The organism is Chryseobacterium edaphi (genome assembly GCF_025628985.1).
GTDB classification, from domain to species: Bacteria; Bacteroidota; Bacteroidia; order Flavobacteriales; family Weeksellaceae; genus Chryseobacterium; species Chryseobacterium edaphi.
Genome location: NZ_JAOTEM010000002.1, coordinates 85806 through 111887, shown reverse-complemented (window position 1 = coordinate 111887; position 26082 = coordinate 85806). Strand labels below are relative to the sequence as shown.

Below are 26082 nucleotides of genomic sequence, written 5' to 3'. Positions count from 1 at the left end.
CTGAAAGGGTTTATTTTAATTCCAATTAAAGATTAAATTATTTCTAACCTTAATTTTCCTGTTGCTTAATCAAATTCAGAGCAGAGCCTGCCTTGAACCAATCAATTTGTTGATCATTGTAAGTGTGGTTTGCCATTACAATATCTTTAGTTCCATCTGTGTGAATGAATTCCAAAGTCAACTGTTTTCCCGGCGCAAACTGATCCAAATCTAAGAAGTTGACTACATCATCTTCCTGGATTTTATCATAATCTGTTTCATCGGCAAATGTCAATCCCAACATTCCTTGTTTTTTCAGGTTAGTCTCATGGATTCTTGCAAACGATTTTACCAAAACAGCTTTTACACCAAGATGTCTCGGTTCCATTGCAGCGTGCTCTCTTGAAGAACCTTCACCGTAATTCTGATCTCCAACAACGATTGAAGGAATTCCTGCGGCTTTGTAAGCTCTTTGTACAGCAGGAACTTCACCGTAAGAACCGTCTAGTTCATTTTTTACACTGTTGGTTTCCATATTGTAAGCGTTTACTGCACCAATCAACATGTTATTCGAAATATTATCAAGATGACCTCTGTATTTCAACCAAGGTCCCGCCATCGAAATGTGGTCAGTTGTACATTTTCCGAAAGCTTTAATTAAAACTCTTGCTCCAGTAATATTTTTACCATCCCAAGCCGGAAATTCTTCCAGTAATTGTAGTCTGTCCGAAGTAGGACTTACTATTACTTCAACAGTTGAACCATCTGCAGATGGAGCTTGGTAACCGTTATCATCTACTGCAAAACCTTTCGCCGGTAATTCAAAACCTTGAGGTTCATTTAATTTGATTTGTTCTCCGTTTTCAGCTGTTAAAGTATCTGTAATGGGATTAAAATCTAATCTTCCCGAAATTGCAATAGCTGCCACCATTTCAGGAGAAGCTACAAAGGCATGAGTGTTTGGATTTCCATCTGCTCTTTTTGCAAAGTTTCTGTTGAAAGAGTGAATAATCGAGTTTTTCTCACCTTTTTCAGCACCTTCTCTGTCCCATTGTCCGATACAAGGTCCACAAGCATTGGTAAAGATTCTTGCATTTTCAAATTTTCTGAAAGAATCTAAGAATCCGTCTCGTTCTGCAGTAAATTTCACCTGCTCAGAACCAGGGTTGATTCCTAAAATCGCTTTAGGTTTTACGCCTTTTGCAACAGCGTCTTCAACAATAGAAGCTGCTCTTGATAAATCTTCATATGAAGAGTTAGTACAAGAACCAATCAATGCCCATTCAACTTCAATTGGCCATCCGTTTGCTTCGGCTTTTGATTTAAATTCAGAAACAGGAGTTGCCAAATCTGGTGTGAAAGGTCCATTTAAATGTGGAGCTAATTCAGATAAATTAATTTCAATAACCTGGTCAAAATATTGTTCAGGATTTTCGTAAACTTCGGCATCACCTGTTAAATGTTCAGCAACCTGATCGGCAGCATCAACAACATCCTGTCTTCCTGTAGAAGCTAAATATCTTCTCATTGAATCATCATAGCCGAAAGTGGAAGTTGTAGCACCAATTTCAGCACCCATGTTACAGATTGTTCCTTTTCCTGTTGCAGATAAAGATATCGCTCCATCTCCGAAATATTCTACGATACAGCCGGTTCCACCTTTTACGGTAAGAATTCCTGCTACTTTTAAGATAACGTCTTTTGCGGAAGTCCAGCCAGACATTTTTCCTGTTAATTTTACGCCGATTAATTTTGGCATTTTCAATTCCCAAGCCATTCCGGCCATTACGTCTACGGCATCTGCACCACCAACTCCGATGGCAACCATTCCTAAACCTCCTGCGTTTACAGTATGAGAGTCAGTTCCGATCATCATTCCTCCCGGAAATGCGTAATTTTCTAAAACAACCTGATGAATAATTCCGGCTCCCGGTTTCCAGAAACCGATTCCGTATTTATCACAAACTGAACCTAAGAAGTTGAAAACCTCTGAATTCTTATTGATTCCTTCCTGTAAATCTGATTGAGCACCAACCCGAGCTTGGATCAGGTGATCTGCGTGAGCGGTCGACGGAACTGCTACTTTGGCTTTTCCGGCCTGCATGAATTGTAAAAGAGCCATCTGCGCAGTTGCATCCTGCATGGCAACTCTGTCCGGAGCGAAATCCACGTAGGAATTTCCTCTTTCATGTTCTTTTGTTGCGTTCCCTTCCCACAAATGGGTGTAAAGAATTTTTTCTGAAAGTGTTAATGGTTTTCCTGTGATCTGTCTTGCTGCTGCAATGCGTTCAGGATAACGTTCGTACACTTTTTTGATCATGTCAATGTCGAAAGTCATATCTAATTTATTTTTTCTATTTCACGTAAATTTCCGTTCAAAATAATTGAACAGGGATGATCCTCTTATCCATCAAATTCTGTTCCTTCGATCATTTGAAAGGATAATACTAATGAATAACGAGCATGTTTTATTTCTATCAAGTTAAGAAAAATTAGAATTTCTGTAATTGATTTAGGTTAAAATAAATTAGATGAGCCTTAAATAGAAATGTTCTAAACAAAAAAAAATGAAAGATTTTAAATCCATTAGGACTAAAATCTTTCATTTATATCAATTGTAAATCAATCTTACGATTGACCTGTATTTAAATTTAATTAATGACCAACAGTTACCAACTCTTTGATAGAAGGAACAAAAGTAGTCAGATCGATACCTTCAACTGCCGTTTTGTATTCGTCAATATTAGGAATTCTTCCCATAATTGCAGAAAGCACAACAACCGGAGTGGAAGCCAGTAAAGATTCTCCTTTTTTACGTTCAGAATCTTCAACCACTCTTCCCTGGAAAAGACGGGTAGAAGTTGCTAAAACAGTATCTCCTTTTTCAGCTTTTTCCTGGTTACCCATACAAAGGTTACATCCAGGACGCTCAAGATACATCATGTTTTTGTACTCAACACGAGCTGCACCTTTTGGAGCATTATCATCAAATTCAAAACCTGAATATTTCTCCAACAACTCCCAATCACCTTCTGCTTTTAATTCATCGATGATGTTGTATGTTGGAGCAGCAACTACAAGAGGAGCTAAAAATTCAACTTTACCATCTCTTTTTTCAATGTTTCTTAACATTTGAGAAACAATTTTCAAATCACCTTTGTGAACCATACAAGATCCTACAAAACCAAGATCTACTTTTTTATCTCCACCATAGAAAGTAAGATCTCTAATGGTATCGTGAGTATATCTTTTAGAAACATCATCATTGTTTACATCAGGATCAGCAATCATTGGTTCTACGATCACATCAAGATCAACTACAACCTCTGCGTAATATTTTGCGTTAGAATCTGGAGTTAAAGCCGGCATTTCACCAGATTTGATTTCAGTAATTCTCTTATTTGCTTTATTTATTAATCCCTGAAGAACATTAAGATGATTATCCATTCCTTTGTCGATCATGATCTGAATTCTGCTTTTTGCAATTTCCAGTGATTCGATCAAAGTATCGTCTTCAGAAATACAGATTGAAGCTTTTGCTTTCATTTCTGCAGTCCAGTCTGTAAAGGTAAATGCCTGATCAGCAGGAAGCGTTCCGATATGAACCTCAATAATTCTACCTTGGAAAACATTTTCTCCCCCGAACTGCTGTAACATCTGTAATTGAGTAGCGTGAACAACGTCACGGAAATCCATGTGATGTTTCATATCACCTTTGAAAGTCACTTTTACAGATTCCGGAATCGGCATAGAAGCTTCTCCAGTCGCCAATGCCAAAGCTACAGTTCCTGAGTCAGCTCCAAATGCTACACCTTTTGACATTCTTGTGTGAGAATCACCACCAATGATGATCGCCCATTCGTCGATGGTAATGTCATTCAAAACTTTATGGATAACATCTGTCATTGCGTGATATTCACCTTTTGGATCACGTGCAGTAATTAGACCAAAATCATTCATAAATTTCATCAATCTAGGAATGTTTGCCTGAGCTTTTTTATCCCAAACCGAAGCTGTGTGACATCCAGATTGATAAGCACCGTCAACGATTGGAGAAATAACGGTCGCAGCCATCGATTCCAATTCCTGTGCAGTCATCAAACCGGTTGTATCTTGTGAGCCAACAATGTTAACTTCAACTCTAACATCAGATCCAGCGTGTAAAACTTTCCCAGGAGCTAAACCAACAGCATTTTTATTAAATATTTTTTCAACAGCCGTAAGACCAACTCCTTCTTTAGTAATTTCTTTTGATGGAGCGTAAACTGTAGGAATTTCAATTCCTAAAATTCCTGAAGCCCAAGTTTGTAATTTTTTACCAAAAACAATCGCGTAAGATCCACCCGCTTTGATGAATTCCATTTTTTGCGGTGTGAATGACTTAGAAATGTCTTTCAACTCTTGATCGCCGTTGTATAATTTTTTAGTCTTTGTATTAATTGTAAGAACAGTTCCGGTAGCTACAGAGTAAACTTCCTCAAGAATTGGTTCGTTGTTCTCATTACGGATAACATTTCCTTCTGCATCCAGTTTTTTCACCCAATTCTGAAGGTCAATACCAATTCCACCGGTTACGTCAACAGTCGTCAGGAAAATTGGAGAAATACCGTTCGTTCCAGCTACAATTGGAGCAATATTTACAAATGGAATGTAAGGACTTGCCTGTTTACCTGTCCAAAGTGCAACGTTGTTTACACCAGACATTCTTGATGATCCAACTCCCATTGTTCCTTTTTCTGCGATCAGCATCACACTTTTGTCAGGATGTTGTGCCTGCAAAGCCTGAATTTCTTTCTGAGCTTCAGGAGTCATCATACACAAACCATGAAGTTCACGGTCCGATCTTGAGTGAGCCTGATTTCCCGGAGATAAAAGATCGGTTGAGATATCACCTTCACCAGCAATATACGTTACCACCTTGATTTCTTCCGGAGCTTCAGGAAGTTTTGTGAAGAATTCTGCCTGTGCGTAGCTTTCAATGATTTCTTTAGCAATTTCGTTTCCGCTGTGGAACGCTGCTTTCAGACGGTCAGTATCTGCTTCGTAAAGGAAAACCTGAGTCTTCAGAACATTTGCAGCTTCTTTAGCAATTGAAGCATCATTTCCTAAAGCTAAATCCAACAATACTTTGATTGAAGGACCGCCTTTCATATGAGACAATAACTCAAAAGCAAAAGCAGGAGATATTTCTTCTAATACGGATTCACCTAAAATGATTTCTTTTAAAAATTGAGCTTTCACAACTGCAGCAGGTGTTGTACCCGGTAAACTGTTGTAGATAAAGAATTTCAGAGAATCTGCTCTGTATTCGTTATTCTTATCTTTAATTTGTGCAATGATTGCGCTTAAAAGTTCGGCACCATCAATTGGTTTTGGGTGAAGACCCTGAATTTTTCTTTCTTCAATCTCTTGGATGTAATCCTGATAAATAGTCATAAATAGAAGTTCTTTTTCAAAGTTAATAGTAAATTTGTACAGAGTTTTTATTGAGATATTTGCAGTTTAATGCAAAAATCTGCAACAACAAAAGACAATTTTAATCTACATCATTTTTAAAACGTGAGCTAATGTTCAGCTCCGAAGCGAGAATAAAGGACTTTTTCTGAAAATGTAAGTGGCTTACGGGTAATCTGTCTTGTCGCAAAAAACTCTCTTTAGGAAACGTTAGGTTTTATTTTGATCATCAAATATCAAAAAATATTTTTCTAACGTTTTTAAAAATTATCAGACATTTAAAAAATGTTCCCAAAAATACGAATTTTAAATATTTTTTTTGGGTTAAATTATTTAGATTCTGTATAAATATGAATTTTATATTTTCTATTTTTGGCAGATATTTTGAACACGAATGTTTATGAAGAAAGTTTTTGATGTTATTTTTATTCTTTTATCAGTAAGTCTGTTTTCGCAGTCTAAAAGTTTGAAAAATAATCAGTTATTAAATAATAAAAAATCTGCACAAAAGGTTGTTAAGAAAATTCCTGAGAATAATTCAATTATTATTAATGAAAATATTCCATTATTGATTCCGCAAAAAAAGAATGATAATTTTGGATATATTAATCAGAACGGCAGATTCGTCATTGCGCCGGAATACCATATTGCGATGTTTTTTGGAGAAGATTGCAACCTTCTGAACTCTACAAATCTAAAAGCCAAGAAATTTGGCATAGCTAAATTTGCCACTGTAGAAAAAAATAATATTTCCTATAGAATTGATCAGACCGGAAAAATAGTCTACCAATATAAAAATGCAGATTTAGGCAAATGTAACACTGAATTCAAAAAACAGCTTTTCCATGCCTATATTTTAAATGGATTATACGGAATTATTGAGGACTCAAAATTTACTAATCCCGCTGATCGGTCACAATTTAAAATTTATCCAAAATATCAATACCTTCATATCTTGGAAGGCGATGATTTGTCAAATCCTATGATTGTGGCTTCCCATAAAGATAAATTTGGTATCATTGATGTCAACAACAATATTATTATTCCATTTGAATATGCCGATATCAAACGAAATTACAGCTGGAAATTGGGGAAAATGTTTGAAGTGACGAAAGATGATAAAAACTATTATTACATTGATTCTAATAATAAATCGTACTAAATTTGGAAGATCATTAAATTTTTGTAATTTCGCGCTGAAATTAAAGGGGTGCTCCAACGGGGGCTGAGATTATACCCAATGAACCTGGAACAGATAATGCTGTTTAGGGAACTTTGTAAGTGTACCAATCTATCAATGTACCAGTTTACCAATTTTTCGGCGTTGCTACATTGTTAAATTTTCAAATTGTTACATTTTTAATCGCCCCTTTTATTCCATTAAATTTAAAAAATTTATAAGAATGAAAGGATTATTTTTTTTAGGACTTACCGCAAGTTCTTTGAGTTTTGCACAAACGCAGAACACAGATTCTCTGAAAATCAGAGAAATTGAAGCGATCAGTTTTACCAAACGACTTCCTGTCGCCAAAGAAATCATCAATGTACAGAAAGATCTTGACAGCAGAAATCTCGGGCAGGATTTACCGATTCTCTTAAAAAACCAAACCTCAATTATCTCAACTTCCGATGCAGGAAATGGAGTAGGTTATACTGGTTTTAGGATTCGTGGAGTTGCAGGAAGAGGAATTAATGTAATGATGAATGGCGTTCCGTTCAACGATTCTGAAAGTCAGGGAACTTTCTTTGTGAATGTTCCGGATTTGACGAGTTCAGCGTCGCAGATTGTCATTCAAAGAGGTGTTGGAACTTCCAATAACGGAGTTTCTGCTTTTGGAGCAAGTATTAACGTGATTTCGAAAGAGCCTGAAGATCAATTTTATATTAAAACAGATGACAGTTATGGATCATTTAATACGTATAAATATTCAGCTGAAATTGGTTCGGGAAAATTCTGGAAAGACCGACTTTCAGTAATGGGAAGGTATTCTCATATTCATTCTGACGGATATATTGACAGGGCTTTTTCAGATTTAAATTCTTACAATTTTACCGCTTTATTAGAAGAAGGAAAAACCAAGCTGCGCCTGATGGCTTTTGGTGGAAAAGAAAAAACTTACCAGGCCTGGAACGGTGTCGACAGAAAAACATGGGAAACCAATCCTAAATACAATATTTCAGGAGCAATCTATGATGCGAACTGGGAAAATGTTGTCGGATTTTATGATAACGAAACCGATAATTACAGACAAAATCATTATCAGTTACTTTGGGAACAAGGTCTGAATGAAAAATGGAATTTAGAAACCACTTTGCACTACACAAAAGGAAGAGGATATTACGAAAATTACAAGCAGGGAGATCCTTATGCAAGATATGCTCTGCCAGATTTTAACGGAGAAGAATATTCAGATTTTATCAGAAAAAAATGGCTGAATAATGATTTTTACGGAATTGTTTCAACGCTATACGGAAAGTTTGATAATCTTGATCTAAATTTCGGCGTTGTCGGAAATCAATATTATGGAAGACATTACGGAAATGTGACAGATGTTTTTGTTCCGCAGATTCAGGAGCATGAATATTACCGAAACCGATCTGTAAAAAATGAAGTGGCAGGTTTTGCGAAAGCTTTAGTTAAAGTAAATAATTTCGAATTCTTCGGAGATTTACAGTTAAGAAATATTGATTACGATACGAAAATCTTAATGGCGGGAGATGACGAAGGAGCAAATTTAGATAAAAACTGGTTGTTTTTTAATCCAAAAGCCGGTGTTAACTATAAGTTAGGTAATGGAAAAGTCTTCGTTTCTTACGCTCATGCGCAAAGAGAACCGAATCGTGATGATTTGATTGCAAACAATGATGTGAAATCGGAAAAGCTGCATGATTTTGAAGCGGGAATTGAAGAGCAGTTTGGTAAAATCGCTTTCACAGCCAATCTTTATTATATGTATTACCTAAATCAGTTGGTTTTAAACGGACAGATCAGTAATATTGGAGAATTTATCAGAACTAATTCCGGGAAAAGTTACAGAAGAGGAATTGAAGTCGGCGCTTTGGTAAAACTTTCAAAACAATGGGAAATTTCAGGAAATGTAAGTTTGAGCCAAAACAGAAATATTGACTTCAGAGTTGATAACAAAACATTAGTTAGCGATTTGGGAGATACCGAAATCTCTTTCTCTCCAAATGTAATTGCCAATTTGGGACTGAAATTTAATCCCACTCAAAATTTCCAGTTTGCTTTGATGAATCAGTATGTTGGAAAACAATATTTAGACAACACCGAAACTCAGGACTTACAACTGAAAGATTATCTTCTGACAGATTTTAATGCTCAATATCAGTTTAAAATCGCAAAACAGGATGTCGCTTTGAAACTTTTAGTTAATAATATTTTTAATCAGAAATATGTAAATAACGGATACGTTTACGACGGACCGATCTATTTTTCTCAGGCAGGAACCAACTTTATGTTCGGAATTAGCTGGAAAATTCAATAATTAATAAGACACCATTTCATATCATTATATTTCAGTAAAGTTCAGATTAAATTTTGAAGGCTGCTTCGGCAGTCTTTTTTTGTTTTATATTTAAAATTATTGATCCATTTTTAATTTATTTTAGTTTTTGGTTATAGGTTGATATATTTGTTTTTCTTTCTTAAATGAAATGCCTTTGTTTTTCTTTATTTAATGCTGCATCTTAGAAAAAACTTTGTCTATCATTGCGATTATTAACGCAAAGAAAAACAAGGAATTATATGATAAAATAAATAAAATAAGTGAGACAAAGGCGTTTCACTTATTTTCGGAAGACAAAGATTCATAATGCGGGATAAGTTTATAAAAAGGAAAAATCTGTGCAAGTCTGCGCTATTTGTGGGAAGCGTATCTCATAATATATGGATACAAACAAATCTCTGAAAAAGTCACGAAAAAGTTATAAATTTGCGACCAAATGAATATTTCAGCTTATATTTTAGACTATTTGAAACAATTTGGAACCGTTACCGTTCCGAAGTTTGGTGTATTTTCTCTGGAAAATTCTAAAGCAGTCATCAACTCAGAAAACGGAAGTATTCTTCCACCTTCCACAAAAATTGCGTTTCATTCTGATTATCAGGTTTTATCTGAGGATTTGGTACAATTTATCAGCAGTCAGAAAGCTATTTCAAAAGAATCTGCAGAAAACGAATTGCAGATTCAGACCGATTTTTGGAAGAAAAAACTTCAGGCTGAGCAGGTTTTGGAGATTCAGAATCTAGGAACTATTTTTATCGAAGACGGACAGCTTCATTTTAAAGGAAACCGTCTGGAATCTGATCATCCGGATTTTTATGGTTTGGAAGAAATTCACTTTTCAGATATCAATAAAGGTGAAACTTTTGAAACTCCTAAAAACACTGAAAAAGACTATAAATTCAACAAATCTATTCTTTGGATTTTCCTTTTTATAATTCCGGTTTTAGGAATGTTGTATTTAGCTTATGCACAAAAAGAACTTATTTTTGGAAAAAAATCTTTCGATGATCTTTCGGTACAGACCAAAACAAAGAGAATTGAAAAGAAAATTATTCCTGTAAAAATAGATTCTGTACAGATCAAAAAAGCAGATTCTATAAAAGCTTTTAAAACGGATTCTTTAAGAAAAGATTCGATCAGACAAGCTGCAAAAACTTGGAGACCCAAGTACAAAAAAAGAAAATCAAGATGGCAAAAATAAAAAAAGCGTCAGAATCACTGACTATTATGACGAATATTGTACTTCCCAATGATACCAATCAATTAAGAAATCTTTTCGGAGGAGAATTATTGGCAAGAATGGATCGTTGTGCATCAATCTCGGCAACAAGACATTGCGAAAGAAGAGTAGTGACAGCGTCTGTAAATCACGTTTCATTCGATCATCCGATTCCGGAAGGCGGAATCGTTGTGATGGAATCTAAAGTTTCCCGCGCATTCTCAACTTCAATGGAAATTTATGTAGATGTTTGGTTGGATGATCCAATTAATCATAAAAAAATACAGACCAACAAAGGAATTTACACTTTTGTAGCGGTAGACGAATTCAACAGACCGATTCCAATCCCAGCAATGGAACCGGAAACCGAACTTGAAGTGGAAAGATTTGACGCTGCTTTAAGAAGAAAAGAACTTTCTTTAATTCTGTCGGGAAGAATGAAGCCAACAGATTCAGTGGAACTGAAAAAATTGTTTGCAGGAGAAATTGATAAATAAATAACGACGGAAGAATTTTTTCTTCCGTTTATTTTTAAATGTAATCTGAGATTATGAGAATTTTACTATTAGATAAAAATCATCCGTTAATTACTGAACAGCTTTTAGAAAAAAACTTTATTCTCGAAGAAGATTTTACGTCTCCTTACGATGAGGTTTGCAATAAGATTGAGAATTATGATGGAATAATTATCAGAAGCAGAATTCCTTTAGATCAAAACTTTTTAGAGAAAGGGAAAAATCTGAAATTCATCGCAAGAGTAGGAGCGGGAATGGAAAATATCGATATTCCTGTTGCTGAAAAATTGGGGATCCAGTTAATTAATTCTCCGGAAGGGAATAGAGATTCTGTTGCCGAACATGTTGTCGGAATGCTTTTAATCTTAATGAACCGACTTTTCATTGCCTCCAACGAAGTGAAGAATGGAATTTGGCTTCGTGAAGAAAATCGAGGCGACGAAATATTAGGAAAAACAGTTGGTCTTATCGGTTACGGAAACATGGGAAAAGCTACTGCAAAAAGACTTTCGGGTTTTGGATGCAAAGTGATTTTCCATGATATTCTTCCTGATCTCTCTGATGAATTTGCAACGCAGGTTTCTTTAGAAGAATTAAAAGATCAAGCTGAAGTTTTGAGTTTACATATTCCCTTGACGGATTCAACAAATAATTTAGTTGACGCTGAATTTATTTCTGCGATGAAAAATGATTTCTACTTTATTAATACCGCAAGAGGAAAAAATGTAGAAACGAAAAGTTTAGTCGAAGCTTTGAAATCCGGTAAAGTAAAAGGAGCTTGTCTTGACGTTCTGGAATATGAAAAATCTTCTTTTGAAAATTTAGAGACAAATAATGATGATTTAAATTACCTGTTAAACTCTGAAAAAGCTATTGTAACCCCACATATTGCAGGTTGGACACATCAAAGTAAAGAAAAACTGGCGCAGGTAATTGTAGATAAAATTCTTTTGACTTATTCAAATTGAATATCTTACAATTATGTTAAATAATTCATAATTTACAATGATTTTTCAAGATTCATTTTGAGTTTTATTAAATTGCCACTCATTTTTGAAACTCATGAAGAAGCTTACTTTTGTACTCGCTGCAACCTTATTTTTATTTTTTTTCTCCTGTAAAAACAAATCCGAAAACAAAGAATCTCTCAATGAGAATACGACAAATCTTCCCAACTATGGTAATGTAGATTTGGGTAAGGTGTTTTCTCCCGAAGATGCAGTTCTTTCAAACAAAGATTTCATCGTTAATTATATTGACCAATATTATAAAAAAGTATGGGAAGGAAGTGATCTGAGCGGTGGAATTTTAGTTGCAAAAGGTAACGATATTTTATTTGAAAGCTATAGAGGTTTTGGAAGAGAAGGTAATCAAATGCCGATTGATAAAAATACACCTTTACACGTTGCTTCGGTTTCAAAAACTTTGACGGCAATGGCAATGTTGAAATTGGTTGAAGCGCGGAAAATAAAATTATCTGATCATTTGACGCAGCTTTTTCCGGGATTTCCTTATCCGAATGTGACAGTTCAGACTTTACTGGATCAAAGAAGCGGGCTTCCGAAATACGAATATTTCATCACGAAAATTCAACCTGCTCCTTCTGAACTTTCAAAAACATATATTACTAATCAGGATGTTTTGAATATGATCATCAAATATAAACCTGAATTGGCAAGAGATACCAATACTGGTTTTATGTATTGTAATACCAACTTTGCGCTTTTGGCTTTGTTGATTGAAAAAGTGACAAAAACTCCTTTTCCTCAGGCGATGCAGGAGATGGTTTTCACTCCTTTAAAAATGACGAATACCTACATTTTTCAGGAGAAAGATATTCCGACAGCAGCGCAATCATTTTATTATGGCGGAAACAGATTGTATCCTTTAGACCGTTTGGATTTGATTTATGGAGATAAAAATGTTTATACGACACCGAGAGATTTGTTTGCATTTTCAAAAGCAATGTTTTCGAAAGATTTTCTGAAACCTGAATTGAAAGACATGATTTTTGCGCCTTATAGTAACGAAAAAGCAGGACAGAATAATTACGGGTTAGGATTCAGAATGAAAATTTTTGATAATGGAGAAAAATTAACGTATCACAACGGTTGGTGGCACGGAACCAATTCTGTTTTTGCCCATCTTTTAAAATCAAAAGTGACGATTGTAGCAATTGGAAATAAATATTCAGGGAAAGTGTATTCAGCTTTGGCACTTTCGGGATTATTTGAGGATTTTCCGCCTCAGAAAGATAAGCTTAACCATATTATGAATGATAATAAAGACACATTAAAAACCGGAACTGAAGTTTTTGGAGAATAATGTTTATTTTTGCTCAAATATATTCATGAAAAGAATTCTTCTCTTACTTATTTTCAGTTTTCTTGTACATTCCTGTGCGAGAGTTGGTTCTCCCGTTGGTGGCCCGAAAGATACTTTGGCTCCGAAATTTTTAAGTTCTAATATTGATACAACAAGAATTAACGTAAAAAGAGACATCAAAGAACTGAGAATCGATTTTGACGAGTACATTACGTTGAAAGATATTAATAAAAACCTCAATATTTCTCCACCAATCGAGAATATTACGAGAATTCTACCATCAAATATTGCCAATAAATTTTTGATCATACAATGGTCAGATACGCTTCAGGCGAATACTACATACAATTTTAACTTCGGAAATTCGATTGCTGATAACAGTGAAGGAAATGTTTTGAGATATTTCAATTTTGCTTTTTCTACAGGCGAAAAGTTGGATGATCTCTACATAAGCGGTGAAGTAAAAGATGCTTTCGCAATTACAAAACAGAACAGCAGTGAAAATAAAATGGTTGTCGGAATGTATCAGTTAAAAGATACAATCAATTATAAAAAGAAACCTTATTATATTACAAAAGTCGATGACGACGGATATTACGAATTAAATTATTTGGCTCCGGGAAAATATAAAATCATTGCATTTGATGATGACAACGGAAACTCTATCTACGATCCTGGAAAAGAAAAAATTGGCTTTAGGAAGGATACTGTAAATATTGAAAAATCTATTTCAGGTTTAAATTTAAAACTATATCCTTCGAAAAAAGCATTTAAAAAACCTGAATTAAAGGAAATTCCTGGTGGTATTCTCATGGCATTCGAAGGTAATCCTACTGATGTGAAAGTCACTTCAAGAAACGAAAAGCTTCATGATTTTAAAGTTACCCATACCCCGAAATCAGATTCTGTACGAATTTGGTTTGATGCAGTAAAAAGCAATGTTGGACAAACAGTAACAGAAAATCTAAAATTTGCCTACGAAGCCGATGGAAAAAAAGATTCTACATCGGTATTCTATAAGTATAATGCAAAAAACGCAATGACAGTTGATAATAATATCGGCGGTTCACTTCTTCCTCCCAAAACCGATTTTAAGTTGATCTCAAATTATGTTGTAGATAAGATCAATCCTGAAAAATGGACATTGAAGACAGATAGTGTAAGTCAGAATTTCACGGCAAAAATATCTGCTGCAAATCCTTACGAAATTTTTGTTCAGTCTGATTTTGTGGTCGGTAAAAAATATCAGCTTACAATTCCGAAAACCACAGTTTCTTCTTATTATGAAAAAAATGCAGAATCAAAAAGATTTGATTTTGAAGCGGATAAAGTTGAAAATTATGGTAATTTCACTTTTACTTTGACGAACGCGCCAACAACTAAATATTGGATTCAGTTACTGGATTCTTCAGAAAAAGCTGTTTATCAAAAGTACACAAGCGGAAACGTGATCAAATTTGAAATTGTAAAGCCGGGTGATTATATTGTCAGGATTTTGGTAGATAATAATGAAAATAAACATTGGGACGAGGCAGATTTTGTGAACCAGACTTTTGCAGAAGATTCTTACATATATTATAAAATGGTTGTTGCAAGACCATTATGGGAATCAAAAGAAGATTGGGATCTGAATGATAAAAGAGTTTTTGAAGGCATTAAAACTCCGAAACCTGCTGAGAAAGAAGATACCCAGACAAATCCGAATAATCTGAATAATACAAACGGAACCAATTTGAATAACAATACAAGATTGAATAATACGAGACAACTAACCCGATAATGAAAACATTTAAAAAAGTAGTTTTCTGGATTTTTGTTTCCTTTGCGATCATTCAGTTTATTCCGATTGATAAAACAAACAAGCCGATTGATAAATCAGTCAATTTTATTGATGTGAAAAAGTCACCATCCAAAGTTGTGACATTACTCAAGAATGCGTGTTACGATTGTCATTCAAATGAAACGGTTTATCCGGAGTATGCCTACATTGCGCCGTTTTCATGGTCTGTTAAAGATCACATCAATGAAGGTCGCGAACATCTTAATTTCTCGGTTTGGAACTCTTATAATAAAGATTTAAAAGAAAGTATGCTCAGTAAAGCTGTTCAGACATTAAAAGATAAATCGATGCCTTTACCCGCATATATCGTTTATCATGATGATGCCAATTTATCTGAAGCAGAACGCACCGTTTTAGTTAAATATTTTGAGGAAATTCTGAAAACTAAATCTTATTAAACTTAAAAAAACTCCCACATTTACAAAAGATGCGGGAGTTTTTTTAGCTTAAAAAGTCTTTAAATATTCTTTGAAAAATATTTTCTGTGAATCAAACGCAATATCTTCAAGATTGATTTCGCTTAGAGGAATCCAGTGTGTTTCCGAAATTTCTGAGAGTGCTAAACTTACTTCAAATTTCTCTGAAACAGTATATTCATAAAACAGATCAACTGTGTTGTAATCAATTTCTTTATACTGATAAACGTTGGGAAGACTTGTGAGATATTTTAGATTTTTAATATCTATATCGAGCTGCAATTCTTCAAAAAGCTCTCGTTTGCAAGTTTGTTCCGCACTTTCTTTCGGATCTACAAAACCTCCTGCCAAATCAAGCTTTCCCTTTTTAGGTTCCTGATTTCTTTTGGTCAGGTAAACTTCATCTCCGCATCGTATTACTACAGCAACAGCTCCTGCAACATTATTATAAAGGGTGAAATTGCAATTGGGACAGCTCCATTTTTTTTCACCGTCCCAATTCAATGATTCTTTGCCGCAATTAGGACAAAATTTCAATATTTTCATTCAACAATTTTAGTCTTATTTCGCGGATGGAAAGTTAAAATAACATCACGAAGCTCTTCAGTTTTAAGATGGGTATAAACCTGCGTTGTAGTAATGCTTGAATGTCCCAACATTTCCTGGATAAAACGAAGATCTGCACCATTCTGCATCAAATGCGTTGCAAATGAATGTCTGAATGTGTGAGGTGATATTTTCTTGCTTACGCCAGCTTTGTCTGTAAGTTCTTTAATGATAAGAAATACGATCACTCTTGACATTGAAGTTCCTCTACTGTTTAAAAACAGAGTATCTTCATGCTTTTTATTGATCTTGATTTTTGACCGTACGTCTTTTATGTAAGCCTGAAGCAAATCAGCTGTGTAATGTGCTAAAGGTACAAAGCGGATTTTATTCCCTTTTCCGATAACTTTAATGTAATTTTCTTTAAAATTGATATTTGAAATTTTCACATCAATCAGTTCAGAAACACGCAATCCGCATCCGTACAATACTTCTATGATACAGTGATTTCTTTGTCCGAGATCCGAGCTGATGTCTATAGCATCTATAATTTTATTAATATCGGAAAGACTTAAAGTATCAGGAAGGTAGAGTCCCAACTTAGGACCTTCAAGTAATGATGAAGGATTGTCTTCGCGAATCTCGTCTTCCATCAGGAATCTGAAAAAGGCTTTGATAGAAGAGATCCATCTCGCTTGCGATCTTTCGCTGAATTTCTGTTTGGATAATGTGAAGATATACTCCTGCAAATGGTCGTACGAAATTACGTCAGGACCAGTGCTGTCTAAGTCTTCCTCTGCGTATTCTTTTAGTTTTTTGATGTCTCTAACGTAGGCATCGAGGGTGTTTTCTGAGAAATTTCTTTCGAATCTAAGAAAAATTTCGAAATCTTTAATTTTTTCATCCCAAGTCATTGTGTTGTGTTTTTTTAATTATAATTCATTTTCTGTAACCTGTAATATTTCTATTCCATGATCTTGTAAAAATGATATTCCTTCATTATCTGAATATGCATTGATGTATACGAGTCTTTGTATCCCTGCCTGTAAGATCAGCTTGCTGCAGTCTTTGCAGGGTGAGAGCGTAAGATATAATGTCGCTCTCCGTGCTGATTGTGTAGAACCGGCTAGTTTCAGAATCGCATTTGCTTCTGCATGTAAGACGTACCAGTGTGTTTTTCCGTTTTCGTCTTCACAGCAATTTTCAGATCCAGAAGGTGTACCATTGTAACCGTCTGAAATAATCATCCTATCTTTTACGATAAGAGCTCCTACCTGTTTTCTTTCACAGTAGGAAAGTTTTGCCCATTCAAGAGCCATTTTTAGATAAGCTTTATCAAACTTATTAATCTTCTGCATCAATTCTTTTTTCGAAATAATTGTGATGTGATGATATTTATTTAGAAGCTTGGCTTTCTTTTTTCAATAAAAGCTGAAACTCCTTCTTTTTTATCTTCCATTTCAAAAAGCTCTCCGAAATACTTGATTTCAGTTTCAAAGCCTTTATCTGTATCAGATAAATTGGTTGCATGTATTGCTTTGGAAATTGCCATCGGAGAATTGTTGCTGATCAATTTAGCCAATTCTTTTGTTTTGACTAATAATTCTTCGATCAGGTAAACTTCATTTACCAAACCAATTTCTTTTGCTTTTTGCGCAGGAATCATCTTTGCCGAGAAAATCATCTCGTTGGCAATTCCTTTTCCTACTAATTTCGGAAGTCTTTGCGTACCTCCATATCCGGGAATCAAACCTAATGTAACTTCGGGAAGACCCAATTTAGCATTTTCAGATGCATATCTTATATGACATGCCATTGCTAATTCTAATCCTCCTCCTAAAGCGAACCCGTTTACTGCCGCAATTACCGGTTTAGACAAATTTTCAATTTTGTTGAAAAGATTGTTGTGCCCGTTTCTTGCCAGTTCTTCTGCTTTTTTCTGATCAAAATCACTGAATTCTTTGATGTCTGCTCCGGCTACAAATGATTTTTCTCCGCTTCCTGTTAATATAATAACTCTAATCTCAGCATCGGATGCTAATTCATCTAACGCAGAACTGATTTCATTTATTGTCTTTGCATTCAATGCATTTAGACTTTCAGGTCTGTTGATTGTGATGATTGCAGTCTTGTCTTCTTTGCTTACAATTATATTTTCGTAGCTCATTACCCGTCTATATCTTTAATAACCTGCAAATTAAAAATTATTTTGCAAAAAAAAGGGAAAAAATTAAATTTTTTCCCTTTTTTGTTTATTTATAATAGTTTATTTTGAATGATTCATCATATTTGAATCAATATTGATGTGCAAACCTGAAGCTACCTTCATCCCAAGCTCAATATTTGCTCTGAAAAAATGGCACAACTGACGGTTGATAATTTCGTCTTTTTTTGGTCCGTCAATCCCGCTCATATGATCAATAATATTTTTAACCAAATGATCTCTATCCTCCTGATTCATTGCCTTCGTGTACAGTAATCCCGGTTGAGTGTAGTGATCATCATCATTTTCGTTACGGTTATAGTTTGCCACATGATTGCTGTCTAATTCATATTCGAAATTCTTGTAAGAGGAATCTGGCTGTATATCGTCAAAACTGTTCGGATGATAATTTGGCTTGTCCTGATATTCACTGGAATCTGCCATGAATCCATCTCTTTGATAATTATTAACAGCAAACGGACATCTGTTTACCTCAAGCTGATGTGCGTTTACACCAACTCTGTATCGGTGAGCATCAGGATAAGAAAATAATCTTCCCTGAAGCATTTTGTCAGGTGAAAAGCTAATTCCGTTGATCAGATTGCTTGGAGAGAATGTAGATTGTTCTACGTGTGCAAAAAAATTATTTGGAACTTCATTCAATTCCATTTCGCCAACTTCAATAAGTGGAAAATCTCCCTGGAACCAAACTTTGGTAATGTCAAAAGGATTCCATCTGAATTCTTTTGCCTGCTCTTCGGTCATTACCTGTATATACATCGTCCATTTCGGAAAATCACCATTTTCGATAGCATTACAAAGATCTTCCTGAGCGAAGTCCGGATTTTCTCCTGCCATTTTTGTAGCGTCTTCGTTGCTGAAATTTTTGATTCCCTGTTTTGTTTTAAAATGAAATTTCACCCATGTTCTCTGATTATTTTCATTAATCATCGAAAATGTGTGAGAACCAAAGCCATGCATATGTCTGTAGCCGTGAGGAGTTCCTCTGTCAGACATCAAAATGAGAACCTGATGAAGTGATTCCGGATTTAAACTCCAGAAGTCCCACATCATTGTCGGACTTTTTAAATTAGTCTTTGGAACTCTTTTTTGAGTATGAATAAAGTCAGGGAATTTCTTAGCATCTTTAATAAAGAAAACAGGTGTATTGTTACCTACCAAATCCCAGTTTCCATCTTCAGTATAAAATTTTAGGGCAAATCCTCGAGGGTCTCTCGCTGTATCTGCACTTCCTTTTTCTCCGCCAACGGTAGAAAAACGCGCAAACATTTTACAAGAATTTCCTACCTGTGAAAAAAGTTTTGCTTTTGTATATTGTGAAATATCATGAGTAACAGTAAATTTCCCATAAGCACCGCTTCCTTTAGCATGTACAATTCTTTCCGGAATTCTTTCTCTTACGAAATGAGCAAGATTTTCCTGCAAAATAAAGTCTTGTAATAAAACAGGACCTCTCGAACCAACGGTTTGAGAATCCTGATGCTCAAAATACGGAGCACCGCTGCTTGACGTTAATTTTTTAGAATCCATAGAGTTATAATTTGATTGATTTTCTAATTTTCAAAAGCTGTAATTAAGCTTAATAATTATCAAATTTAGTAGAAATTTTTTATTGGTTGTGCTAAAAACGTCATATCTTTGTCATAGATAATATTAATCAAATGAACATTCAGCAATTGGAATATCTTATCGCTGTAGATAAGTATAAACATTTTGGTAAAGCTGCTCAGGCTTGTTTTATAACCCAGCCGACATTAAGTGCAATGATACAGAAGTTTGAAGATGAGCTGGATGTAAAAGTTTTTGACAGAACGACTCACCCGATTCGTACAACAGATGTGGGATTGCAGATCATAGATCAGGCAAAAGTCATTATCGAGGCTGTAAATGAGCTTAAAAACAAAGCTAATTTATTAAATAATATTCTAGGTGGAACCATCAATTTGGGAATTATTCCAACGGTTTCTTCATTTATTTTACCAACGGAAATTTTCCATTTTCTGGAAGACAACCCTAAAATTCTGATGAACGTAAAAGAAATGACTACTGATAATATCATCAAAGCTTTAAAAGCGGGTGAATTGGACGCGGGAATTATTTCTACACCTTATGATAATGCCAATGAATTTTATCAGGATTTCTTATTCAATGAAGAACTGATGATTTACAGTTCGGATACTGAAGCCAATAAGAAAAATACATTTATCGTTCCGGATGAATTGAATGTCGAAAAAGTATGGCTTTTGGAAGAAGGAAACTGTTTGAGAAATCAGTTTGAAAATATTTGTCATTTAAAAGAAAACAGATTAAAACCTAAAAATCTTGAATTTTTAGCTTCAAATATTCAGACTTTAGTTCATATGGTTGACAAAGTTGGTGGAATCAGTATTTTACCTGAATTGGCTTTAAATCAATTGTCTGAAGAGCAAAAAGGTAAAGTATTCAGATTTAAAAAGCCGTTTCCTTACAGAGAAATCAGCATTATTTATTATAAGCCTACTTTTAAGCAAAAAATAATCGACGAATTAGGTGCTTTCATCAAGACTTCACTTAATGCTAAGTTAAATTTCAATGAAAATCCTAAAGATTATGTGAGCATCAAGCCTCAATAATTGATATAAATCATTAATTTCAAGAAAATTATAAATACCACGCAAAAGTTTTGAGTATTAAGAAAATAGTACTTAAATTTGCCAACGTTATTAACGAGGAAAAATTTGACCTGATTGCAACCTCTCTAAAAAAATGCTAAAACAGATATTCTTTTTAGCTTTTTCTGGGCAATTATTCATTTTTTTCTTCTACATTTAATTTTAAAAATACAAGAATAATATGTCTTATTTATTTACGTCTGAATCAGTTTCAGAAGGGCATCCAGATAAAATTGCCGACCAGATTTCCGATGCATTAATCGATAACTTTTTAGCATACGATAAAACTTCAAAGGTAGCTTGCGAAACTTTGGTGACTACAGGTCAGGTTGTTTTGGCTGGTGAAGTGAAATCTGATGCATATCTTGACGTTCAGACGATCGCGAGAGAAGTAATCAACGGAATTGGTTATACAAAAGGTGAATATATGTTCAACGGTGACTCTTGTGGAGTAATTTCTGCAATTCATGAACAATCTCCGGACATTAATCAAGGTGTTGACAGAGCTGTAAATGACGAATCTTTCGAAGCTAAAGCAAATGCTCAAGGTGCAGGAGATCAGGGAATGATGTTCGGTTATGCAACCAATGAGACGTCTAATTATATGCCTTTGGCTTTAGATTTGGCACATACCATTCTTAAAGAACTTTCTGCAATCAGAAGAGAAGATTCTGAAATCAAATATCTTCGTCCTGATGCTAAATCTCAAGTAACAATTGAGTATTCTGACGATCACAAACCGGTAAGAATAGATTCTATTGTAGTTTCTACTCAGCATGACGATTTCGCTGCTGAAGAAGAGATGCTGAACAAAATCCGAGAAGACATCAAAAATATTTTGATTCCTAGAGTTGTGGCTTTGCAGACTGAGGAAATTAAAGCTTTGTTCAATGATCAAATCAAATATCACATTAATCCTACAGGAAAATTTGTAATCGGAGGTCCTCACGGAGATACCGGTTTGACAGGAAGAAAAATCATCGTTGATACTTACGGTGGAAAAGGAGCTCACGGTGGTGGTGCTTTCTCTGGAAAAGATCCTTCAAAAGTTGACAGAAGTGCTGCATATGCAACAAGACACATTGCTAAGAATTTAGTTGCTGCGGGTGTTGCAGACGAGGTTTTGGTGCAGGTATCTTATGCAATTGGTGTTGCTGAACCTTGTGGTTTGTACATCAATACATATGGAACTTCAAGAACTGGTTTGAATGACGGCGAAATTGCTAAAAAAGTTTCTACAATTTTCGATTTGAGACCTTACGCAATCGAGCAAAACTTGAAGTTGAGAAATCCTATTTATCAGGAAACAGCTTCTTACGGTCACATGGGAAGAGAGCATTTTGTTGCTGATAAAACTTTCAATAAAGGTCATAAAAATGAATTGACTCTTACAGGTTTAGAGTTCTTTACATGGGAAAAATTAGACAAAGTAGAAGAAATTAAATCCGCTTTTGGAATTTAATCTTTTCTTTTAGATATTTAAACTGCTTTATCTTCATGAGATAAGGCAGTTTTTTTTAAATTTACGTTTTAAATAAATTAGGATGAAGAACTTTCGTTGGTTAGTGGCAATTGTGTGTATTTGTTTTTTAAGTGGTCTTACAAAAGCACAAGTTACAATACATAAAATGGTGAATGTGGGATATGTTTATCAAAATCAAAGTTTTGGTGAAGTAGGAGGAAAGTTACTTTTCTTAAAAACTGATGATGTTATTTACCGATTAGGCGCTTCCGCATTGATGGGATCAGCTAATTCTGAATTTGCAATAATGCCGAAAGTAAATGCCGATGTTTTGTTGAATTTTCAAAAGAATGTTGACTTCAAACATTCTTATTATTTTCTGGCAGGAGTTGAAGGCACCAATAAATATGTTGCTCCAAAGATTGGTGTTTCTTTATTTGGCCTTTTAGATTTGACCGGAGGATACGCTTTTTCAATTGCAGACTCGCGATTAAACGGAAAAGAATTGAAAGGTTTAAATATTAATTTCACACTAAATATTCCTACTGCGTTCCTACATGACATGTTTAAGTAGTATTCTTTATCTAATTCTTTGATATATTTAATAATTATTTAATAGTTATTAAAATTTTATTTATATTTACAACATAATTTGATGCCTATCGATAAGACTTTACTCTAATACAACTTGTAACTGACAAAAAACCTAACAGAATGTTGGGAGACTGTAAGTCTACAGGTAAATACTGAGAAGAAAAGTCATGAAATCAACAGATAGCCTATTAATATCTCTTTACCAGAAAGGAGACGAAGAAGCATTATCAACCCTTATACATCGTCATCAGAAAGACCTCTTTTCATTTATTCTGTATAAAATAAATGATGAAGATTTGGCCAACGATGTTTTTCAGGATACTTTTATCAAAATTATCATCATGCTGAAAGAAGGGCGTTATAATGAAGAAGGAAAATTTATTCTTTGGGCAAAAAGAATTGCCCAAAACTTAATCATCGATCATTTCAGAGCTAAATCTAAAAATGTAAAAGTTTCGGAAACTACTTTCGACAACGATGAGTTTTCTATTTTTGATTTGATCAGAGAGCCTTCAGAAAATATTGAAGATCAACTGGTAAGTATGCAGATACAAGAAGATTTGCTTAAAATGCTTCAGTTTCTTCCGGAAAATCAGCAAGAGGTGATAAAACTCAGGTTTTTCGACGGACTGAGTTTTAAAGAGATTGCAGAACATACAGATATGAGCATCAATACCACTTTAGGACGGGTTCGCTATGCACTGATCAATCTAAGAAAAATCATGGAAGAAAATAATATTATCTTAACGAGATAATAATTCACTTACTTTCACGTTTTAAAGAAAAAACATTTTTTGCCTATGAAAAATAACGATTCTTTAAAAATGAAAAGTTTGAAACCCAAAAAACAAACCATTGATTTTTTGCTTAGTTTCTCAAAAAGTCTTGACGTGGTAAAGATTAAAAACAATCATTATCACCTTTCAAAAAATTAATCATTAATTTTGTGCTGTATGAAAATTCAGCACATTTTTTTTGACCTCGACAATACACTTTGGGATCACCGTAAAAACGCATATCTTACCATCAAAGATCTTTTCGACAAAGAAGAAATTACTTTAAGATACAATATAGATTTTGAAGAATTTCATTCTGTTTATCACGAAATCAATGAAAGACTTTGGGAGCAAATTCGAGATGGAGAAATCGATAAAGATTATCTCCGCAAACACCGTTTTTACGATACTTTCAAACATTTCGGAATTGATGATCTAGATTTATCCATGTTTTTTGAAGAGCATTTTTTAGATAAAATTCTTAATTATAATCATTTAGTTGAAAGTGCAGATGTTATTTTAGAATATCTAAAATCTAAAAATTATACACTTCATATTATTTCAAATGGTTTTCAGGAGGTTACGGAGAGAAAATGTATTTTATCAAAAATTGATCACTATTTCAATACCATTACAAGCGCCGATTCAGTTGGCGTAAGAAAACCGAATCCTGAAATTTTCGAATATTCTTTAAATCTTGCAAAAGCTCAAAAAGAGGAAAGTATTCTGATTGGTGACGACTGGATTGCCGATGTTGTCGGTGCACAGAATTTTGGGATTGATGTGATTTTCTTTGATGTTTTAAATGAAAATCCTAAGCAGGAAAATTTGAAAATAATTAAACATCTTTTACAGATTAAAGGATATCTATAAAATGAAAAATCAGAATATAGAACCGTCTAATTTTTTCAAAATGACATCTCTCATTTTTACGGCATTATTAGCTGGAATGATTATTATGGGAGGAATGATGTATCTCATGAATCCGACTAAAAATTTTGATTTCAATATGAAAAATCAGCTTTTAGTCATTATGTTAGTAGCAATGATTGCCGGGATTTTCGGATGTAATTTACTGTATAATTTTTTTAAAAATAAAATTGAGAACATTAATTCATTAGGAGAAAAGATCGCAAAAATTCAGAGTGCAAACTTAGCAAGATTAGCTCTGGTTGAAGCTCCTGCTTTACTCGGCATAGTTCTTTACATGGTAGAAAGTAATTTAGCATTTCTCATGCTTTCTGCAATTATGATTCTTTATTTTCTGACACTAAAACCTTCAAAAGAAAAAATTTTAGATGATATGAATCTGACTTCAGAAGAAAGAAGACAATTCTAAAAAGCAAAAGCCTTTCAGTTTGAAAGGCTTTTTTATGTTTAAAATGTTTGAATTAAATTCCCAAACTTTCTCTTACTCTTTTAATTGTTTCAGAGGCAATTGCTCTTGTTTTTACAGCGCCTTCCTGAAGTTTAGTTTCCAGTTCATCAAGATTGTTCATGTAGTAAGAAAATAATTCTCTTTCTTTTTCAAATCTTGTCAGAATTAAGTCTAAAAGTTCTTTTTTAGCATGACCATAACCGAAATTTCCTGCTAAATATTTAGCTCTCAAATCTTCAGTCTGTTCAGGAGTTGCAATTAGTTCATAGATTGCAAAAGTTTTGTCTGTAGAGGGATCTTTCGGTTCTTCCAAAGATTTAGAATCACTTTCGATGCTCATCACCTGCTTTTTTAGTTCTTTTTCAGGCAAAAAGATGTTGATAATATTTCCTCTTGATTTCGACATTTTGTGACCGTCAACTCCGGGAACATATTTGGTGTCTTCCTGCAATTCAGCTTGAGGCAAAACCAAAACTTCACCCATCTGATTATTAAATCTTGAAGCTACATCACGGGCAATTTCCAGGTGTTGAAGCTGATCTTTTCCTACAGGAACGATCTCTGCATCATACAAAAGAATATCTGCAGCCATCAAAATCGGGTAGGTAAATAAACCTGCGTTGACGTCTTGTAAACGGTCTGCTTTATCTTTAAACGAATGTGCTAAAGTCAGTCTCTGATAAGGAAAAAAACATGATAAATGCCAAGAAAGTTCACAGGTTTCAGGAATGTCGCTCTGTCTGTAAAAGAATGTTTTTTCGGTATCTAGTCCGCAGGCAAGCCAAGCTGCAGCAATTTCGTAGGTGTTATTTTTAAGTTCTTTTGCATCTTTAATTTGTGTCAACGAATGAAGATTCGCAATGAATAAAAATGATTCATTTCCTGATTGCTTTGAAAGCTCTATTGCAGGAATAATTGCACCCAAAAGGTTTCCAAGGTGCGGTGTTCCGGTGGCTTGAATGCCGGTAAGAATTCTTGACATTTGTTTTAAATTATTTTTAAAAATTAGTGAAATGCAAATTTAGTGAAACTATTTAAAGTCTTATAAGGGAATGCTTATTTCATTTGTTGTCATCCTGAGAATTATAGCTATTGAGATTCTTTCAGAATGACAAAGATTATGTTTTAAAGATATTATTTATTAATATAGCAATTATTAAGTCTGTTTGTCATCAT

22 protein-coding genes are annotated in these 26082 nt (G+C 34.3%); 14 read left to right on the top strand and 8 right to left on the bottom strand.

All coding sequences use genetic code 11. The features are described 5' to 3' along the window. Positions 1-49: 49 nt before the first annotated feature. Positions 50-2317, bottom strand: a complete 2268-nt coding sequence (locus NZ698_RS08645) for an aconitate hydratase (protein WP_263002712.1) — start codon at positions 2315-2317, stop codon at positions 50-52. A gap of 317 nt (positions 2318-2634) precedes the next feature. After that, positions 2635-5415 carry a bifunctional aconitate hydratase 2/2-methylisocitrate dehydratase gene (locus NZ698_RS08640; protein WP_263002711.1) on the bottom strand — a complete coding sequence of 927 codons (2781 nt, stop codon included), beginning with the start codon at positions 5413-5415 and terminating at the stop codon, positions 2635-2637. A gap of 418 nt (positions 5416-5833) precedes the next feature. Between NZ698_RS08640 and NZ698_RS08635 the strand changes: the two genes are divergently transcribed. The 8 genes from NZ698_RS08635 (at position 5834) to NZ698_RS08600 (ending at position 15257) form a co-directional block, all read left to right on the top strand. Next, positions 5834-6595 carry a WG repeat-containing protein gene (locus NZ698_RS08635; protein WP_263002710.1) on the top strand — a complete coding sequence of 254 codons (762 nt, stop codon included), beginning with the start codon at positions 5834-5836 and terminating at the stop codon, positions 6593-6595. A 241-nt stretch (positions 6596-6836) separates the two neighbouring features. Further along, positions 6837-8939 carry a TonB-dependent receptor gene (locus NZ698_RS08630; protein WP_263002709.1) on the top strand — a complete coding sequence of 701 codons (2103 nt, stop codon included), beginning with the start codon at positions 6837-6839 and terminating at the stop codon, positions 8937-8939. A gap of 457 nt (positions 8940-9396) precedes the next feature. Further along, positions 9397-10161: an HU domain-containing protein gene (locus NZ698_RS08625; RefSeq protein ID WP_263002708.1), complete on the top strand. Its 765-nt coding sequence runs from the start codon at positions 9397-9399 to the stop codon at positions 10159-10161. Then, positions 10149-10676: an acyl-CoA thioesterase gene (locus NZ698_RS08620; protein WP_263002707.1), complete on the top strand. Its 528-nt coding sequence runs from the start codon at positions 10149-10151 to the stop codon at positions 10674-10676. Before NZ698_RS08625 ends, NZ698_RS08620 begins: the two co-directional genes overlap by 13 nt. 53 nt (positions 10677-10729) lie before the next feature. Further along, entirely contained in the window at positions 10730-11662 is a 933-nt protein-coding gene (locus NZ698_RS08615; protein ID WP_263002706.1) for a 2-hydroxyacid dehydrogenase, read from the top strand. A gap of 94 nt (positions 11663-11756) precedes the next feature. Then, complete coding sequence (locus NZ698_RS08610; protein WP_263002705.1) at positions 11757-13019, top strand: serine hydrolase domain-containing protein; 1263 nt, start codon at positions 11757-11759, stop codon at positions 13017-13019. A 25-nt stretch (positions 13020-13044) separates the two neighbouring features. Continuing rightward, positions 13045-14799, top strand: coding sequence for an Ig-like domain-containing domain (locus NZ698_RS08605; RefSeq protein WP_263002704.1), 1755 nt, complete (start codon positions 13045-13047; stop codon positions 14797-14799). Next, complete coding sequence (locus NZ698_RS08600) at positions 14799-15257, top strand: heme-binding domain-containing protein (RefSeq protein WP_263002703.1); 459 nt, start codon at positions 14799-14801, stop codon at positions 15255-15257. The genes NZ698_RS08605 and NZ698_RS08600 overlap by 1 nt, the downstream gene beginning before the upstream one ends. Before the next feature lie 48 nt (positions 15258-15305). On the opposite strand, the gene NZ698_RS08595 is transcribed toward NZ698_RS08600, so the two are convergent. From NZ698_RS08595 to NZ698_RS08575, 5 genes are all read right to left on the bottom strand, one after another. Further along, positions 15306-15821: an NUDIX hydrolase gene (locus NZ698_RS08595; protein ID WP_263002702.1), complete on the bottom strand. Its 516-nt coding sequence runs from the start codon at positions 15819-15821 to the stop codon at positions 15306-15308. After that, complete coding sequence (gene xerD, locus NZ698_RS08590) at positions 15818-16735, bottom strand: site-specific tyrosine recombinase XerD (protein ID WP_263002701.1); 918 nt, start codon at positions 16733-16735, stop codon at positions 15818-15820. The genes NZ698_RS08595 and xerD overlap by 4 nt, the downstream gene beginning before the upstream one ends. A gap of 18 nt (positions 16736-16753) precedes the next feature. Then, complete coding sequence (locus NZ698_RS08585) at positions 16754-17179, bottom strand: deoxycytidylate deaminase (RefSeq protein ID WP_263002700.1); 426 nt, start codon at positions 17177-17179, stop codon at positions 16754-16756. Positions 17180-17220: 41 nt separating this feature from the next. Beyond that, positions 17221-17988: an enoyl-CoA hydratase-related protein gene (locus NZ698_RS08580; RefSeq protein ID WP_263002699.1), complete on the bottom strand. Its 768-nt coding sequence runs from the start codon at positions 17986-17988 to the stop codon at positions 17221-17223. A 99-nt stretch (positions 17989-18087) separates the two neighbouring features. Next, positions 18088-19575: a catalase gene (locus NZ698_RS08575; RefSeq protein ID WP_263002698.1), complete on the bottom strand. Its 1488-nt coding sequence runs from the start codon at positions 19573-19575 to the stop codon at positions 18088-18090. A gap of 131 nt (positions 19576-19706) precedes the next feature. Between NZ698_RS08575 and NZ698_RS08570 the strand changes: the two genes are divergently transcribed. The 6 genes from NZ698_RS08570 to NZ698_RS08545 all read left to right on the top strand — a co-directional run bounded on the left by NZ698_RS08570 (position 19707) and on the right by NZ698_RS08545 (position 24867). Continuing rightward, positions 19707-20657, top strand: coding sequence for a LysR substrate-binding domain-containing protein (locus NZ698_RS08570; protein ID WP_263002697.1), 951 nt, complete (start codon positions 19707-19709; stop codon positions 20655-20657). Between the two features lie 220 nt (positions 20658-20877). Then, positions 20878-22158, top strand: a complete 1281-nt coding sequence (metK, locus tag NZ698_RS08565; RefSeq protein WP_263002696.1) for a methionine adenosyltransferase — start codon at positions 20878-20880, stop codon at positions 22156-22158. An 82-nt stretch (positions 22159-22240) separates the two neighbouring features. Beyond that, on the top strand, positions 22241-22732 hold the full coding sequence (locus NZ698_RS08560) for a hypothetical protein (RefSeq protein ID WP_263002695.1): 492 nt from the start codon (positions 22241-22243) through the stop codon (positions 22730-22732). Between the two features lie 187 nt (positions 22733-22919). Further along, positions 22920-23507 (top strand): RNA polymerase sigma factor, encoded by a 588-nt coding sequence (locus NZ698_RS08555; RefSeq protein ID WP_263002694.1) that lies wholly within the window; start codon positions 22920-22922, stop codon positions 23505-23507. Between the two features lie 198 nt (positions 23508-23705). Further along, positions 23706-24401: a YjjG family noncanonical pyrimidine nucleotidase gene (locus NZ698_RS08550; protein WP_263002693.1), complete on the top strand. Its 696-nt coding sequence runs from the start codon at positions 23706-23708 to the stop codon at positions 24399-24401. 40 nt (positions 24402-24441) lie between these two features. Then, positions 24442-24867, top strand: coding sequence for a hypothetical protein (locus tag NZ698_RS08545; protein ID WP_263002692.1), 426 nt, complete (start codon positions 24442-24444; stop codon positions 24865-24867). Positions 24868-24919: 52 nt separating this feature from the next. On the opposite strand, the gene trpS is transcribed toward NZ698_RS08545, so the two are convergent. After that, a complete protein-coding gene (trpS, locus tag NZ698_RS08540; protein WP_263002691.1) occupies positions 24920-25888 on the bottom strand; it encodes a tryptophan--tRNA ligase in 969 nt (322 codons plus the stop codon). Positions 25889-26082 lie beyond the last annotated feature (194 nt).